Source organism: Blautia faecis, assembly GCF_027662325.1.
GTDB classification, from domain to species: Bacteria; Bacillota; Clostridia; order Lachnospirales; family Lachnospiraceae; genus Blautia_A; species Blautia_A faecis.
The window spans coordinates 59,708-75,364 of sequence record NZ_JAQDKY010000003.1; the positions used below are offsets into that span (position 1 = coordinate 59,708).

At 43.2% G+C, this 15,657-nt stretch carries 13 protein-coding genes; 6 read left to right on the top strand and 7 right to left on the bottom strand.

Going from position 1 to position 15,657, the window contains the following annotated elements:
* The first annotated feature begins 59 nt into the window (after nucleotides 1-59).
* Entirely contained in the window at nucleotides 60-389 is a 330-nt protein-coding gene (locus PGQ38_RS02680; RefSeq protein ID WP_118579740.1) for a DUF1292 domain-containing protein, read from the top strand.
* A 278-nt stretch (nucleotides 390-667) separates the two neighbouring features.
* Here PGQ38_RS02680 and PGQ38_RS02685 read toward each other — a convergent pair whose 3' ends face one another.
* The 4 genes from PGQ38_RS02685 to argC all read right to left on the bottom strand — a co-directional run bounded on the left by PGQ38_RS02685 (nucleotide 668) and on the right by argC (nucleotide 5,215).
* The gene (locus tag PGQ38_RS02685; protein ID WP_118579743.1) at nucleotides 668-1,858 is read right to left on the bottom strand and encodes an aspartate aminotransferase family protein; all 1,191 of its coding nucleotides are present in this window, start codon (nucleotides 1,856-1,858) and stop codon (nucleotides 668-670) included.
* Nucleotides 1,845-2,741 carry an acetylglutamate kinase gene (gene argB / locus PGQ38_RS02690; protein WP_118579746.1) on the bottom strand — a complete coding sequence of 299 codons (897 nt, stop codon included), beginning with the start codon at nucleotides 2,739-2,741 and terminating at the stop codon, nucleotides 1,845-1,847. The genes PGQ38_RS02685 and argB overlap by 14 nt, the downstream gene beginning before the upstream one ends.
* Before the next feature lie 109 nt (nucleotides 2,742-2,850).
* Nucleotides 2,851-4,074 carry a bifunctional glutamate N-acetyltransferase/amino-acid acetyltransferase ArgJ gene (gene argJ / locus PGQ38_RS02695; RefSeq protein WP_148461743.1) on the bottom strand — a complete coding sequence of 408 codons (1,224 nt, stop codon included), beginning with the start codon at nucleotides 4,072-4,074 and terminating at the stop codon, nucleotides 2,851-2,853.
* Between the two features lie 100 nt (nucleotides 4,075-4,174).
* Nucleotides 4,175-5,215, bottom strand: coding sequence for an N-acetyl-gamma-glutamyl-phosphate reductase (gene argC / locus PGQ38_RS02700; RefSeq protein WP_148461744.1), 1,041 nt, complete (start codon nucleotides 5,213-5,215; stop codon nucleotides 4,175-4,177).
* A 446-nt stretch (nucleotides 5,216-5,661) separates the two neighbouring features.
* Here argC and PGQ38_RS02705 point away from each other — a divergent pair, with 446 nt between their 5' ends.
* Nucleotides 5,662-6,897 carry an argininosuccinate synthase gene (locus PGQ38_RS02705; RefSeq protein WP_204453840.1) on the top strand — a complete coding sequence of 412 codons (1,236 nt, stop codon included), beginning with the start codon at nucleotides 5,662-5,664 and terminating at the stop codon, nucleotides 6,895-6,897.
* 142 nt (nucleotides 6,898-7,039) lie between these two features.
* On the opposite strand, the gene PGQ38_RS02710 is transcribed toward PGQ38_RS02705, so the two are convergent.
* The gene (locus PGQ38_RS02710; RefSeq protein WP_204453838.1) at nucleotides 7,040-8,200 is read right to left on the bottom strand and encodes an AI-2E family transporter; all 1,161 of its coding nucleotides are present in this window, start codon (nucleotides 8,198-8,200) and stop codon (nucleotides 7,040-7,042) included.
* 276 nt (nucleotides 8,201-8,476) lie between these two features.
* On the opposite strand from PGQ38_RS02710, the gene PGQ38_RS20950 reads away from it, so the two are divergent.
* The 4 genes from PGQ38_RS20950 (at nucleotide 8,477) to PGQ38_RS02725 (ending at nucleotide 11,852) form a co-directional block, all read left to right on the top strand.
* Nucleotides 8,477-8,602, top strand: a complete 126-nt coding sequence (locus PGQ38_RS20950; protein WP_465220761.1) for a DUF6783 domain-containing protein — start codon at nucleotides 8,477-8,479, stop codon at nucleotides 8,600-8,602.
* Nucleotides 8,580-10,298 (top strand): biosynthetic-type acetolactate synthase large subunit, encoded by a 1,719-nt coding sequence (gene ilvB, locus PGQ38_RS02715; RefSeq protein ID WP_118579758.1) that lies wholly within the window; start codon nucleotides 8,580-8,582, stop codon nucleotides 10,296-10,298. The genes PGQ38_RS20950 and ilvB overlap by 23 nt, the downstream gene beginning before the upstream one ends.
* Nucleotides 10,299-10,317: 19 nt before the next feature.
* Complete coding sequence (ilvN, locus tag PGQ38_RS02720) at nucleotides 10,318-10,830, top strand: acetolactate synthase small subunit (protein WP_118579761.1); 513 nt, start codon at nucleotides 10,318-10,320, stop codon at nucleotides 10,828-10,830.
* 83 nt (nucleotides 10,831-10,913) lie between these two features.
* On the top strand, nucleotides 10,914-11,852 hold the full coding sequence (locus PGQ38_RS02725; protein WP_204453863.1) for a DMT family transporter: 939 nt from the start codon (nucleotides 10,914-10,916) through the stop codon (nucleotides 11,850-11,852).
* A gap of 131 nt (nucleotides 11,853-11,983) precedes the next feature.
* Here PGQ38_RS02725 and PGQ38_RS02730 read toward each other — a convergent pair whose 3' ends face one another.
* Both PGQ38_RS02730 and PGQ38_RS02735 read right to left on the bottom strand, forming a co-directional pair.
* Nucleotides 11,984-13,831: an ABC transporter ATP-binding protein gene (locus PGQ38_RS02730; protein ID WP_334292314.1), complete on the bottom strand. Its 1,848-nt coding sequence runs from the start codon at nucleotides 13,829-13,831 to the stop codon at nucleotides 11,984-11,986.
* A 59-nt stretch (nucleotides 13,832-13,890) separates the two neighbouring features.
* Complete coding sequence (locus PGQ38_RS02735; RefSeq protein WP_118579767.1) at nucleotides 13,891-15,648, bottom strand: ABC transporter ATP-binding protein; 1,758 nt, start codon at nucleotides 15,646-15,648, stop codon at nucleotides 13,891-13,893.
* Nucleotides 15,649-15,657: the final 9 nt, after the last annotated feature.

Below are 15,657 nucleotides of genomic sequence, written 5' to 3' on the forward strand. Positions count from 1 at the left end.
TAATATTTTCAACAAATATGACAGCCGGGCTGGCATGTCAACTTGAAAGGAGAATCACAATGGCAGACGAAAAGAACATTGGTACCCCAGCAGAAGAGGAAATCGAGATCATCACCCTCACCGACGAAAACGGGGAAGACATGGATTTTGAGTTCCTGGACCTTGTTGAGTATGAAGGAAAGCGCTACGCAGTTCTTCTCCCACCTGTAGAGGACGTGGAAGGTGAGGACGAGAACGAAGATGAAGAAGTACTGATTCTTCAGGTTGAGGACGACGGAAATGAAGAAAACGAGAGCTATGTTTTCGTTGATGACGATGACATTCTCACCGCTGTTTTTGACATTTTCAAAGAGAAATTTAAAGACGAATTCGACTTCGCAGAAGAGTAAATTCACAAAAAGCTTTTAAGCAGCTGTACTCTATACAGTGTAAAAAGTTCCATCCCCCAACTTTTGACAAGATATATGTCAGGATTTATGGGCGATTGCCGGAATAATTTTTTAAAACAGAATCTTGAGCAATAGAAAAAAGGTACCTGAAAACCATTTCAAAGTACCTTTTTTCTGTCATTTTATTCTCATTTATAGCTTAAAATCAACCTACAATGCTTTTTTAGTGAATCTTTTTTAATTTTCACCTATTTTTTCACCAAAACTCCAGCCCTGATTTACGCCAGACATTCATCCAAAATCTCCGCCATTTCATCGATATCCGCCTTGGTAATCACAAGCGGAGGCACAATACGAAGCACGTCGCTTCCTGCAGAAATAACCAGCAGTTTCTTCTCCAGAGCCTTCTTAACAATCTCTCCTACAGGTCGTCCTGCAATGACGATTCCCTGCATGAATCCCATACCTCTTCTTGCTGCAGCACACTCATGTTTTTCCACAAGTTCATCCAGTTTTTTTTCAAGATATGGGGTTAATTCCTGTACATGAGTAAGGATCATATCCTTCTCATAAATGTCAAAAACCTTGCTTACAGCCGCACATACAAACGGATTTCCGCCATAGGTTGTACCATGGTCTCCCGGCTTCAAAGAAGCCTGTGCAACCTTCTTACTCAACACAAATGCACCAACAGGAACACCGCATCCAAGCGCTTTTGCACAGGTCATAATATCCGGCTGTACACCGTATGCCTGCCATGCAAAATAATATCCGGAACGTCCCATTCCGCACTGGATTTCATCCAGAATAAGGAGAATATCTTTCTCATCACACAGTGCGCGAACGCCCTCCAGAAACTCTCTTTCCGCTGGATAAATACCGCCTTCTCCCTGTACAGTCTCCATAATAATTGCACATGTTTTATCTGTAACCTGGGCTTTTACACTCTCAAGATCATTGAAATCAGCAAATTTCACACCACCCATGAGCGGCTCAAAAGGCTCACGGTAATGTGCATTTCCAGTGACAGAAAGTGCTCCAATAGATCTGCCATGGAAAGAATGATTCATGGCAATGATCTCATGATCTGCATGTCCGTCACGTTCATAAGCATACTTTTTCGCAGCCTTTAATGCACCTTCAATAGCCTCTGTACCACTGTTTGTAAAGAAAGCCTTGTCCATGCGGCTTGCATTTACCAGCTTTGCGCCAGCTTCGATAATTGGCTCATTGTAATACAAATTAGAAATATGAGTCAGCTTATCAATCTGTTCTTTCAGTGCTTCATCATATCCAGGATAATGATATCCAAGCGAATTTACAGCAATTCCTGCTGCAAAATCCAGATATTTGGAGCCTTCAGAATCAAAAAGGTGCACACCCTCTCCACGTTCAAAAACAACAGGAAAACGATTATATGTATGAAGAATACTGGACTCCGCTTCTTCCATCTGATTATTCATGTTCATGGTAATATTTCTCTCCATCCTCTCTTAAAATAGCAGTTCCGATACCTTTGTTTGTAAAGATTTCCAACAGTAAACTATGAGGAATTCTTCCATCAAGAATATGAACCCGGTTAACACCATGCTCAATTGCTTCAATACAGTTATTCAGCTTCGGAATCATTCCGCCGCCAACATATCCATCCTCGATCAGTTTTCTGGCATCCTGAATATGAAGCTCAGAAATCAGAGATGACGGATCATCTTTATCCCTATAAACTCCCTCAATATCAGAAAGAAATGCAAGCTTCTCTGCATGTACAGCCTCTGCAATTGCGCAGGCTGCATCATCTGCATTAATGTTATAGCTGTCATAATTATCATCAAATCCGATTGGAAAAACAATCGGAAGAAAATCTTTTTCCAGCAGATCATAAAGAATTTTCGGGTTTACTTCTGTAATATCCCCTACAAATCCAATATCCTCTCCATTGGAATATTTCTTCTTACATTTCAGCAATCCACCGTCTTTTCCACTGATACCAACAGCCTGTACGCCAAGAGATTCCACATGGGAAACAAGTTCTTTGTTTACTTTGGCAAGGACCATTTCTGCTATTTCCATTGTCTGGGAATCTGTTACCCGAAGACCATTGATAAACTTAGCCTCCATGCCTACTTTTCCAACCCATTTGCTGATTTCCTTGCCGCCACCATGTACGATAATTGGCTTAAATCCAACCAGTTTCAGGAGAACTGCATCCTTAATTACATTCGCCTTCAATTTTTCATCCAGCATAGCACTTCCGCCATACTTTATTACAACAATTTTACGGTTAAAACGCTGTATGTAAGGAAGCGCCTCAATCAGTACCTCTGCCTTATCAAGATATTTCTGATTTACCATTTTTTCTCTTAACCTTTCTTTCCTATATCTTTATGTTACAAAAGTCCTACAACTGCATGCCTTTCAGTCTTCCTCTGGCATCTAATTTACACACTCTCAAGCTTTAATATCAAGAACGATAATCTGCATTAATTTTCACATAATCATAAGTAAGATCACAGCCCCATGCAGTTGCTTTTGCGTCACCCATCTTCACATCTGCAATAGCTGTTACCTCATCCTCAGACAGGATTCTGGTTGCCTCTGCTTCATCATATCCTGTTGAAACACCGTTCTCAATAATCTTTAATTTTCCTGCGCGGCTCTCAAAATACAGGTCAACTTTTTCCGGATCAAACTGTACTCCAGAATATCCCATAGCGCATAAAATCCGTCCCCAGTTTGCATCGTGACCATAAATTGCAGCCTTTGTAAGAGAAGAAGTTACTACGGATTTGCTAAGCGTAACTGCATCTTCTTTTGTCTTAGCGCCCACAATTTTCACTTCAAAAAGTGCAGTCGCACCCTCTCCGTCACCTGCAATTTTCTTTGATAAACAGGTATTAATATAATTCAAAGCCTCCATAAATTTATCAAAATCAGCACCCTCTTCTGTGATCTCAGGGTTGCCTGCCATGCCGTTTGCAAGGAGCAAAACAGTGTCATTTGTGGAAGTATCGCCATCTACAGAAACCATATTAAAGGTATCTTTAATATTTGCACTTAGTGCTTTTTGAAGCATTTCCTTGGAAATTGCAGCATCTGTTGTGACAAATCCAAGCATGGTACACATATTAGGATGGATCATTCCGGATCCCTTGCACATACCGCCAACTGTTACTGTTTTTCCACCAATTTCGATCTGTACAGCAACCTCTTTTTTTACGGTATCTGTAGTCATGATAGCCTTGGCTGCCTCTGTTCCGGCCTCTAAAGAACCGTCAAGCTTCGGAGCCATAGCCTTTACACCATTTACAATTCTGTCAATCGGAATCTGCATTCCAATCACGCCTGTAGATGCAACCAGCACGCTATCTGCAGGGATTCCAAGTATCTCAGAAGCTGCATCAGCAGTCGCCTTACAATAGCCATATCCTTCTGCTCCGGTACATGCATTTGCAATACCGCTGTTGCAGATCACAGCCTGTGCAGATGGGTGATTATAGACCACATTCTGATCCCATTTTACAGGAGCTGCCTTCACCACATTTGTTGTAAAAGTGCCAGCTGCAACACATGGAACTTCACTGTAAACCATGGCCATATCTGTACGGCCTTTGTATTTAATTTCTGCTGCTGCCGCAGCTGCTTTAAACCCCTTTGCTGCGGTAACACCACCTGTAATTATTTCCATATTGATACTCCTCCTTTGCCCGATCAGGCAAATTATATGTTTATTTTTCAATGTAACTCAGTCCTGAAATCAGGCCCGGAGCCTGTCTCCAATTTCACTTTTACGGATACATCGGAACCTGTAATAATCCTTCCGCTTCATCAAACCCAAACATCAGATTCATATTCTGAACTGCCTGTCCGGCAGCACCTTTTACCAGGTTGTCAATAGCTCCCATCATGATGATTCTGTGGGTTCTCGGATCGATTTTGAAATTCACATCCACGTAATTACTGCCCTCTACCCACTTTGTCTGCGGACACACATCCTTATCCAGAACCCTCACAAATGTCTCATTCTCATAGCATGCATCATAAGCAGCTTTTACTTCTTCGTAGGTCACATCCTTTGTCAGGGAAGCGTATGCTGTAACCAGAATGCCTCTGTTCATTGGAACAAGATGCGGGGTAAAATTAATGGTCACTTCCTGTCCGCAGGCATATCCTAACTGATCTTCGATCTCTGGTGTATGTCTGTGTGTGGCAACACCGTAAGCCTTGATATTTTCATTTACTTCACAATAAAGATTATCAACCTTAGCCCCTCTTCCAGCACCCGTCGTTCCGGATTTAGCATCAATAATAATCGTGTTCGGATCAATCATTCCAGCCTTTAACAATGGGTAAATAGAAAGTGTAGAACAAGTTGGATAGCATCCCGGATTCGCGATCAGACGAGCTTTTTTGATGTCCTCACGGTTAATCTCACATAATCCGTACACAGCTTCATCAATAAACTGAGGGGATTTGTGCTCAATTCCGTACCATTTTTCATATTTCTTCACATCTTTAATACGGAAGTCTGCACTTAAATCAATTACTTTCGCTCTGGAAAGGATTCCCTCATTTACAAGAGAAGCACACAGCCCCTGCGGTGTTGCAGTGAAAATCACATCAACCTCATCTGCCAGAGCTTCCATGTTATCGTCCATACATTTTGCATCTACCAGCTTAAAAAAGTTCTGATAAATTCCAGCATATTTTTTATCAATGTAGCTTCTGGATCCATACCATGCTACTTCCACATTTTTATGTCCCAGAAGGAGACGTACAATTTCATTTCCCGCATAACCGGTTGCTCCAATAATTCCAGCTTTTATCATTTTAGTGTCCTCCATTATTATGGTGTCAAAAGCATGCTTTTTCAAACAGGCTCTAGAACTCATACTTGTTACTCTGTTCACTGGCAACAATGTCCGTTTTGTGAACGGAGTGAACAGTAACATGTGCTTTATAAACAATGATGAATGAATTATACATCTTCTTTGCATATTATGCAATAGTCATTTTTTCCTTATTTTCCATTCAATCTATCTTTTTTTGTGCATTTCAACGCGTATTTACCTATTATATGATGCATTTTTATGCAAAGTTTTTATAAATTTTTTTCAAATTTACTATTGCATATTTATGAGTATTGTTGTATATTATTCTTTGTGAATAACGTACAGAACGTAAGAGCCGTTATCACGATGAATATTTATTCAAAATTTAATATGCTTTATAACCCTATCTGTTTCAGAGGGATAAAAGAAAAGAGGTAAATATTATGAAAGAAAAAGTTGTACTTGCATATTCAGGCGGACTTGATACCACAGCATTGATTCCGTGGCTGAAAGAAACATTTGATTATGATGTTGTCTGCTGCTGCGTTAACTGCGGACAGGGAAATGAGCTGGACGGACTTGAGGAAAGAGCAAAGCTTTCCGGAGCTTCCAAATTATATATTGAGGATATCGTAGATGACTTCTGCGACAACTATATTATGCCGTGTGTTGAGGCAGGTGCTGTATATGAGCACAAATATCTTCTTGGTACTTCCATGGCACGTCCTGCTATTGCCAAGAAACTGGTTGAGATTGCAAGAAAAGAGAACGCTGTTGCAATCTGTCACGGCGCAACTGGTAAAGGAAATGACCAGATCCGTTTTGAGCTTGGAATCAAAGCTCTTGCACCAGACATCAAGATCATTGCTCCATGGCGTATGACAGACGTTTGGACCATGCAGTCCCGTGAAGACGAGATCGCGTTCTGCCAGGCTCATGGTATCAATCTTCCATTCGATGCAAAACACAGCTACAGCCGTGACCGTAACCTGTGGCACATCAGCCATGAGGGACTTGAGCTTGAGGATCCGGCGCAGGCTCCAAACTATGATGATATGTTAGTACTCAGCGTAACACCTGAGAAAGCTCCGGATAAAGAGACCGAAATCACCATGACATTTGAGGCAGGTGTTCCAAAGACCTTAAATGGAAAGGCAATGAAAGTTTCCGAGATCATCACAGAACTGAACAAGCTTGGCGGCGAGAACGGAATCGGCATTATCGATATCGTTGAGAACCGTGTTGTAGGTATGAAATCCCGTGGTGTTTATGAGACTCCTGGTGGAACAATCCTTATGGAAGCACATGAACAGCTTGAGGAGCTGATCCTTGATCGTGAAACTCTGGAAACCAAGAAGAAACTTGGCAGCCAGCTGGCTCAGGTTGTTTACGAAGGAAAATGGTTCACACCACTTCGTGAGGCAATCCAGGCATTCGTAGAGTCCACACAGAAATATGTAACTGGTAAAGTAAAATTCAAACTTTATAAAGGCAACATCATCAAAGCCGGAACCACTTCTCCATACAGCCTTTACAATGAATCTCTTGCTTCCTTCACAACAGGTGATATGTACGATCACCATGATGCAGACGGATTCATCACTCTGTTCGGTCTGCCGCTGAAAGTTCGTGCAATGAAGCTTGCAGAAGTAGAAAGTCAGAAACAGACCAACGACTGATCTTCATAAAAATAAGCAAAAAATATCTCCGGAAGTTCTTAATCCTCCCGGAGATGTTTTTTTGCAGCTTTTTTGTTTTATGTAAACCAATTATTTTCCAGCGCTTATTTTATTTAGCATCCAGCGCTCATTAAAAATTTTCTCAACTGATTTTTACCTTCTTCTGCTCCAGCCTCTCAGACACCCATTCCTTAAACAATGTATAAATTACAGACACCAACGGAATAAAAATCAGCATTCCCACAATTCCCATAAGATTTCCGCCCAGAGTCACTGCAACCAGTACCCAGATTGCCGGCAGTCCCACAGAGTTTCCAACTACGTGAGGATAGATCAGATTTCCCTCAATCTGCTGCAGGATCAAGAACAATACCAGAAATGCCAAAGCCTTCAGAGGACTTACCATCAAAATCAGGAAAAATCCCACCCAGCATCCAATAATTCCGCCAAACACAGGAATCAGCGCAGTAAAACTGATCAGCACTCCGATCAGCATTGCATATGGAAATCTTCCGATTGTCATGGAAACAAAGAACATGCTTCCCAGGATCACCGCCTCTATGCACTGCCCGGTAATAAAGCTTGAAAACACCTTACTTGCCAGTGTACAAACATGTCCCAGATATTCCACTGTTTTCACAGGTAAGATCGCATAAGCCGCTTTCAGGACCTGCCTGCCCAGCTTCTCTTTCTGAAGGAGCACATAACAGGAAAACACAAAACCAATTGCAAAATTCATAGCCATGCTCACCAGTCCCATAGTCACGGTAATAGTGGAGGATACCAGATTGTCCGCCCCACTTCTCAAAACGCTCACAATAGAATCAATAATTTTCTGCGGATCAATTTCTATGGTAGATGCCCATTTCACAATTTCAGAATCACTCTGGAAGGTATCTGTCAGCCATTTCTGAACTAACGGAATATCTTCTTCCACCTTTTTCACAACATTTACCAGAGTTCTTCCAAGCTCCGGTGCCACAATCAGTACTACAACGAGAATCGCCAGCACCACCAGAACAATGGAAAAGATCAGGCTCACCGGTCTTGCAAATTTTGCTGCTGCACGTCCCCTCCTGTCTTCTTTTTCCTTTGCTTTTCCAAAAACATGCCGCTCAATAAATGCCATAGGTACATTCAGCACAAACGCCATAGCTCCACCCAACACAAATGGCAGAAGAAGTCCCCACACAATTTTCACATACTTCAGCACCACATCCAGATTCTGCACTCCCAGATACAGAAGCACTGAAAAAGCGATCAGCCACCTTATCTTTTTCATATTTTCCTTATTTAGTTCCACTATTTTCAACCTCCTCCTTTCTTTCTCAGTACACTTTTGTTCTGCATATCTTACCACAAAATCCACTTTTTGACCAGTTATCCCTTTCTTTTTCCCACCTCTTTTAATTCAACGTGTTACTGTTCCCTCCGTGACCAGTAACACGCTTCGCGATGCAAAAGAATCATGCTTTGCATGATTTCGCGCCGCAATTCTCTGGTTTTCTGTGAACTTTATTGACACTTTTCCACGTTAACGCTATAATATTGATTAAATATCGTTTGCTCTAGAGCGTGTTTGAAAAAGGCTTTCTGCAAGATGTGCGTCACAACTTGTGGGAGATTTTTTTATAATTATATTGTGGGGTTTTTCCCCGGCGAAAAGGAGGTATCTTCACTAAATGAAACAGATATCAGGCAATAAGCTGCTGGTAAAAGCACTGAAAGAAGAAGGTGTTGAGTACGTTTTCGGTTATCCCGGAGCATGTACCATCGATATCAGCGATGAATTATACAAACAGGATGATGTCACCGTAATCCTTCCACGTCACGAGCAGGCACTGGTTCACGCAGCCGATGCTTACGCACGTACCACTGGAAAAGTTGGCGTATGTCTTGTAACAAGCGGTCCTGGTGCTACCAACCTTGTCACAGGCCTTGCTACAGCCAATTACGACAGCGTTCCTCTGGTGTGCTTCACCGGTCAGGTAGCACGTCATCTGATTGGAAACGATGCATTCCAGGAAGTTGATATTGTAGGAATTACCCGCAGTATTACCAAGTATGGAGTCACTGTACGCAACCGTGAAGATCTTGGACGTATCATCAAGGAAGCCTTCTATATTGCACGTACCGGACGCCCTGGGCCGGTTCTTATTGACCTGCCCAAGGATGTAATGGCTGAACTTGGCAGTGCAGAATATCCAAAGAGCGTAAATATCCGCGGCTACAAGCCAAACACCAGTGTCCACATCGGACAGCTGAAACGTGCGATCAAAACACTTTCCAATGCAAAGAAGCCTCTCTTCCTGGCAGGCGGCGGAATCAATATTTCCCATGCCAATAAGGTATTCCAGGAAGTAGTGGAAAAGACCGGTGTTCCGGTTGTAACTACTATTATGGGACGAGGTGCAATTCCTACCAACCATCCGCTTTTTATCGGAAACCTTGGCATGCACGGTGCCTATGCAGCCAATATGGCTGTAAGCAACTGTGACGTACTTTTTTCCATTGGAACACGTTTTAACGACCGAATCACAGGAAAGCTTCATGAATTTGCCCCTAATGCCCAGATTATCCATATTGACATTGACACGGCCTCTATTTCCAGAAACATCCAGGTAGATATTCCAATCGTTGCAGATGCAAAAGATGCCCTTGCAAAAATGTCCGAATACGTTTCCGACTATGCCAGCAAAAAATGGAACAGTGAGATAAACAGCTGGAAGCAGGAACATCCTCTTGTAATGCGTCCAAATGACAGATTAAGTCCGGTTGACATCATTAACCAGATCAACTGCCAGTTTGAAGAAGCCATCATTGTCACGGATGTCGGACAACACCAGATGCTGGTTTCCCAGTATGCTGAGATCACACCAGGCAAACAGCTTGTTATGTCCGGAGGACTTGGCACCATGGGATACGGTTTTCCCGGTGGTGTAGGCGCAAAGATCGGTAATCCGGACAAACCGGTTATTGTTATTTCCGGCGACGGTGGAATGCAGATGAATATTCAGGAATTTGCCACAGCTGTTCTGGAAGAGCTTCCACTGATCCTTTGTGTATTTAATAACGAATATCTTGGTATGGTTCGTCAGTGGCAGAAGCTTTTCTATGGCAAACGCTACAGCATGACCAATCTTCGCTCCGGTGCCCTTTCCCGCCGTACAAATGGCGAGGAATACCCGAAATATACACCGGATTTTGTAAAGCTGGCAGAAAGCTACGGTGCCAAAGGGATCCGGGTTTTCAATAAAAATGAGGTTGCCGCAGCCTTTGAAGAAGCAAAGAAAAATACCAAAGTTCCGACTCTGATCGAGTTCATCATTGATCCTGAAGAAATGGTTTATCCGATGGTAAAGCCTGGCGGAACACTGGAAGATTTAATTATGGATTGTTAATTAACAGGAGGTTTATCCAATGGCAGATAAAGGCATGAAAAAAAGATGGATTTCCCTCTACGTAGAAAACCAGGTAGGTGTTCTGTCCAAGATTTCCGGACTTTTCTCCGGCAAAAGCTATAACCTGGACAGCCTCACCGTTGGTACTACAGAGGATCCTACCGTTTCCCGAATGACCATCGGAACTGTAAGCGACGATGAAACGTTCGAACAGATCAAGAAACAGCTGAACCGAATGGTAGAAGTCATCAAAGTTATTGATTTCACCAATATGTTCGTCCGCATGAAAGAGATTCTTTACATCAAGGTTTTTAACTGCTCTTCTGAGGACAAAGTTGAATTATTCCAGATTGCTGAGACTTTCAAAGCCAGAGTCATTGATTACGGTAAAGACAGCCTACTTCTGGAATTCGTACAGACAGCGACCAAAAATGATGCAGTTGTCAAACTGATCAAAGAAGAATTCGGCCGCATCGAAGTAGTCCGAGGTGGAAGTGTAGGAATTGAATCCATCAGCATGATGGAAAGATAATTTAAACGATGATGCCCCTCCTGTTAAAGGAGGGCATTTTTGTAAATTTTACGAGGGGATAATCCATTATGAAAAAACAACAAATACCATTAAAAAATTCACTGATTCTCCTTTTGACAGCAACGATCTGGGGAATCGCCTTTGTAGCACAAAGTGAGGGCGGTGAAGCTGTCGGCCCTCTCACTTTCAATGCCACAAGAAACATTATCGGTTCTCTGGTGCTGATCCCGGTTATTTTACTGCTCAATAAAATAAATCCACAGAGCAATTCAGCTGATTTCACAGAATCCGACAGACAGCCAATGGCATCCAGCGGTTCAAATCCATTTTCCCGCAACAAAACCTTAATTGCCGGCGGCATAATCTGCGGTATCTGCCTGTGTCTTGCTTCCAACTTCCAACAGTTTGGCATCCAGTACACCTCCGTTGGAAAAGCAGGTTTTCTCACTGCATGCTACATTATCATCGTCCCGATCCTTGGACTTTTTATGAAAAAGAAATGCAGTCCTTTTATCTGGGTTGCGGTTGTAATGGCACTGATTGGTCTCTATCTGCTTTGCATCACAGACGGCTTTTCCATTGGAAAGGGAGACTTTCTGGTCCTGATCTGTGCTTTCCTGTTTTCCCTGCACATTCTGGTCATTGATTACTTTTCACCAAAGACAGATGGAGTAAAAATGTCTTGCATCCAGTTTCTGGTCTGCGGAATCCTCACTGCTATCCCAGCCATAATTCTGGAGCATCCCAATCTTTCTTCATTCAGTGGTGCCTGGGGCGCTACTCTCTATGCCGGCGTTATGTCCTGCGGTGTCGCCTACACCCTCCAGATCGTGGGCCAGAAAAATATGAACCCAACCGTAGCCTCCCTGATTCTCAGTCTGGAATCCTGCATCTCTGTCCTCGCCGGCTGGATTATCTTAGGACAGAAATTAAGCCCCCGGGAAATCATCGGTTGTGTGGTAATGTTCGGGGCTATCGTTCTTGCCCAGCTGCCGCAGAAAGAAACTGCCAGTGAAAAATAACGCGCTCTAGAGCCTGTTTGAAAAATTCTTGCAGAAAGCCTTTTTCAAACACGCTCTAAATCTTCCAAAACCCAAAGTAAGAGGTAACGCTTGAACCTTCCAAACGTTACCTCTTACTTATTTACCCCATATCACCCATTATACAGCTGATAATATTTACCTTTCTGCGCAATTAACTCATCATGAGAGCCTCTCTCAATAACACGTCCCTGCTCCAGAACCATAATACAGTCACTGTTTCTGACTGTGGATAACCTATGTGCAATTGCAAATGTAGTTCTGCCTTCCATCAGCTTATCCATACCATCCTGTACAAGCTTCTCTGTACGGGTATCAATAGAGCTGGTAGCCTCATCCAGGATCAGAACCGGCGGATCTGCTACTGCCGCCCTGGCGATTGCAAGCAGCTGTCTCTGTCCCTGGCTTAAATTAGCACCATTATTGCGAAGCATAGTATGATAACCATCCGGCAGTCTTCGGATAAAGCCATCCGCATTCGCCAGCCTGGCAGCTGCAATAACTTCCTCATCTGTGGCATCCAGTTTTCCATAACGGATATTCTCCATAACGGTAGCAGTAAACAGATTAGTATCCTGAAGAACGATACCCATGGAACGTCTCAGATCACCCTTTTTGATCTTATTTATATTGATGCCATCATAACGGATCTTACCATCCTGAATATCATAGAAACGATTCAGAAGATTGGTAATTGTCGTCTTACCGGCACCCGTGGAGCCGACAAATGCAATTTTCTGTCCTGGCTTCGCATACATCTTCACATCGTGAAGCACGATCTTGTCATCACGATATCCGAAGTCAACGCCATCCAGAACAATATCACCTTTCAATTCGATATAATCTGTTTTGCCAGTGGCTTTGTGAAAATGCTTCCATGCCCAGCGTCCTGTACGTTTCTCGGACTCAACCAGCTTACCATTCTCTTCTTTCACATTTACCAGGGTCACATATCCGTCATCTACCTCCGGCTTCTCGTCCAGAAGGTCGAAGATACGCTTCGCTCCGGCAAGTGCCATAACAATACTGTTAAACTGCTGGCTTACCTGGTTGATCGGCTGGCTGAAGCTCTTGTTAAAAGTAAGAAAACTTGCCAGGCCGCCAAGAGTAAATCCACCCACACCGTTTACGGCCAGCACGCCTCCAACAATGGCGCACAGCACATAGCTGATATTTCCAATCTGCGCACAGGTAGGCATCAGCACGTTTGCAAATTTGTTGGCATTATTTGCGCTCTCAAACAGCTGGTCATTCAGCTCATTAAACTTCTCAAGGCTTTCTTCCTCATGGCAGAATACCTTTACAACCTTCTGGCCTTCCATCATTTCCTCGATGTAACCATTTACAATACCAAGATTCTTCTGCTGCTCCATGAAATACTTGCCGCTGAGTCCTGCAAGATTTTTACTTGCCACCAGCATCACTCCAACCATGACCAGAGTCACGATGGTAAGAGGCACATTCAAAATAATCATACTTATCAATACACTGACAATGGTGATCACACTGGAGATCAGCTGTGGAATACTCTGGCTGATCATCTGGCGCAGTGTATCAATATCATTGGTGTAGATAGACATGATATCGCCATGTGCATGTGTATCAAAATATTTAACAGGAAGTGTTTCCATGCGCTCAAACATCTCATTTCGAAGATTGCGTAGGGTGCCCTGACTGACATAGATCATCAGACGGTTGTACGTATATGTGCACGCCACCCCAATTGCATAAAAACAGGCTACACGAAGAATTGCCATTGCAAGAGGATGGAAATCCGGAGTCTCAGATTGAAGCATAGGCATGATATACTGGTCAATCAAAGTCTTCATAAACATGGTTCCCTGCACATTGGCAAGAACACTTACCACAATGCCGATCACAACTACAATAATATGGATCCTGTAGTTCTTAAAAATATACCCCATCAGTCTTCCAAGCATCTTGCCCGGATTCTCTACCATAGGGCCTGAACGGAAGGCTGCCCCGCTGCGGCCTGGCTTCTTTATCGGTCTTTCATTGCTCATGCCTGCTCACCTCCTCTATTCTCATCAAAATCTCCACCACCCTTTATCTGTGAATTATAAACCTCCTGATAAATGGCATTGGTTTTCATCAGTTCCTCATGAGTTCCAAATCCGCTGATTTTTCCCTCATCCATGACAATGATCCTGTCCGCACTCTGAATACTGGAAATACGCTGTGCAATGATCAACTTGGTAGTATCCGGAATTTCTTCTGCAAAAGCTCTTCTGATACGTGCATCTGTGGCAGTATCTACCGCACTTGTGGAATCATCCAGAATCAGTACTTTGGGTTTCTTAAGAAGAGCTCTGGCGATACACAGACGCTGTTTCTGACCGCCGGAAACATTGGTTCCGCCCTGCTCAATATAAGTATTGTATTTGTCCGGCATTTTCTCAATGAAGTCATCCGCACAGGAAAGCTGACACGCTCTGCGGCACTCTTTCTCCGAAGCCTCTTTATTTCCCCAGCGCAGATTCTCCAGAATGGTACCGGAAAACAGCACATTCTTCTGAAGTACAACTGCCACCTGGTTACGCAGACTATCCATATGGTAGTCACGCACATCCACACCTCCAACTTTCACTGATCCGGAGCTTACATCATAAAGCCGGCTGATCAGGTTTACCAGACTGGACTTGGCGCTTCCGGTTCCACCGATAATACCAATAGTTTCTCCTGCGCGGATAGAAAGATTGATATCCTTCAGCACCGGCTCCTTACTGTCCTTCTTATAGCTGAAATCCACATGGTCAAATTCAATACTTCCGTCTGCAACTTCCATAACCGGATCCTGCGGATCATGAAGATCTGCTGTTTCATTAATAACCTCAGTTACACGCTCTGCACTTGCTGCGCTCATGGTGACCATAACAAATACCATGGAGAGCATCATAAGGCTCATAAGAATATTCATACAATATGTAAGAAGACTCATCAATTCACCTGTAGTCAGACTGCCGCCAACGATCATGTTCGCACCAAGCCAGCTGATTCCAAGAATACATGCATATACTGTAAACTGCATAACCGGCATATTCATAACTACCAGCTTCTCAGCTCTTACAAACATTTCGTAAACTTTATTGCAGGCTTTCTGAAACTTAGTGGTCTCATATTCCTCACGTACATAAGCCTTCACAACGCGGACTGCGCTGATATTCTCCTGCACGCTGGCATTTAAATCGTCATATTTCTCAAATACTTCCCGGAAATACTTCGTCGCCTTTTTCATAATAAATACGAGAAAACATCCAAGAAAAATAACGGCAATAAGGTAAATGCTGGCAACCCTTGCATTGATCATAAACGCCATCGCCATGGCACAGATCAGACTGGCCGGGGCACGGGTACACATACGCAGGATCATCTGGTATGCATTCTGCAGGTTGGTCACGTCTGTAGTCAGACGTGTGATCAGACTTGCAGTACTGAACTTGTCAATGTTTGAAAATGAAAATGTCTGAATGTTCGTATACATTGCTTTACGAAGATTACGGGCAAAACCGGAGGATGCGTATGCTCCGTATTTTCCCCCAAGAATACCGGTAACAAGTCCTGCAACAGCAAGAAGCGCCATAATGGCACCTTTTCTGTAAAGATAACTGATATTACCGGCTTCCACACCGTTGTCGATCATATCTGCCATTACAAGAGGAATCATTGTCTCCACCACAACCTCCAGTATCATAAATACCGGTGTGAGGAAGGAGGCCTTCTTAAACTCCTTTACCTGGGCAAGTAATGTCTTTATCATCAGGTTCTC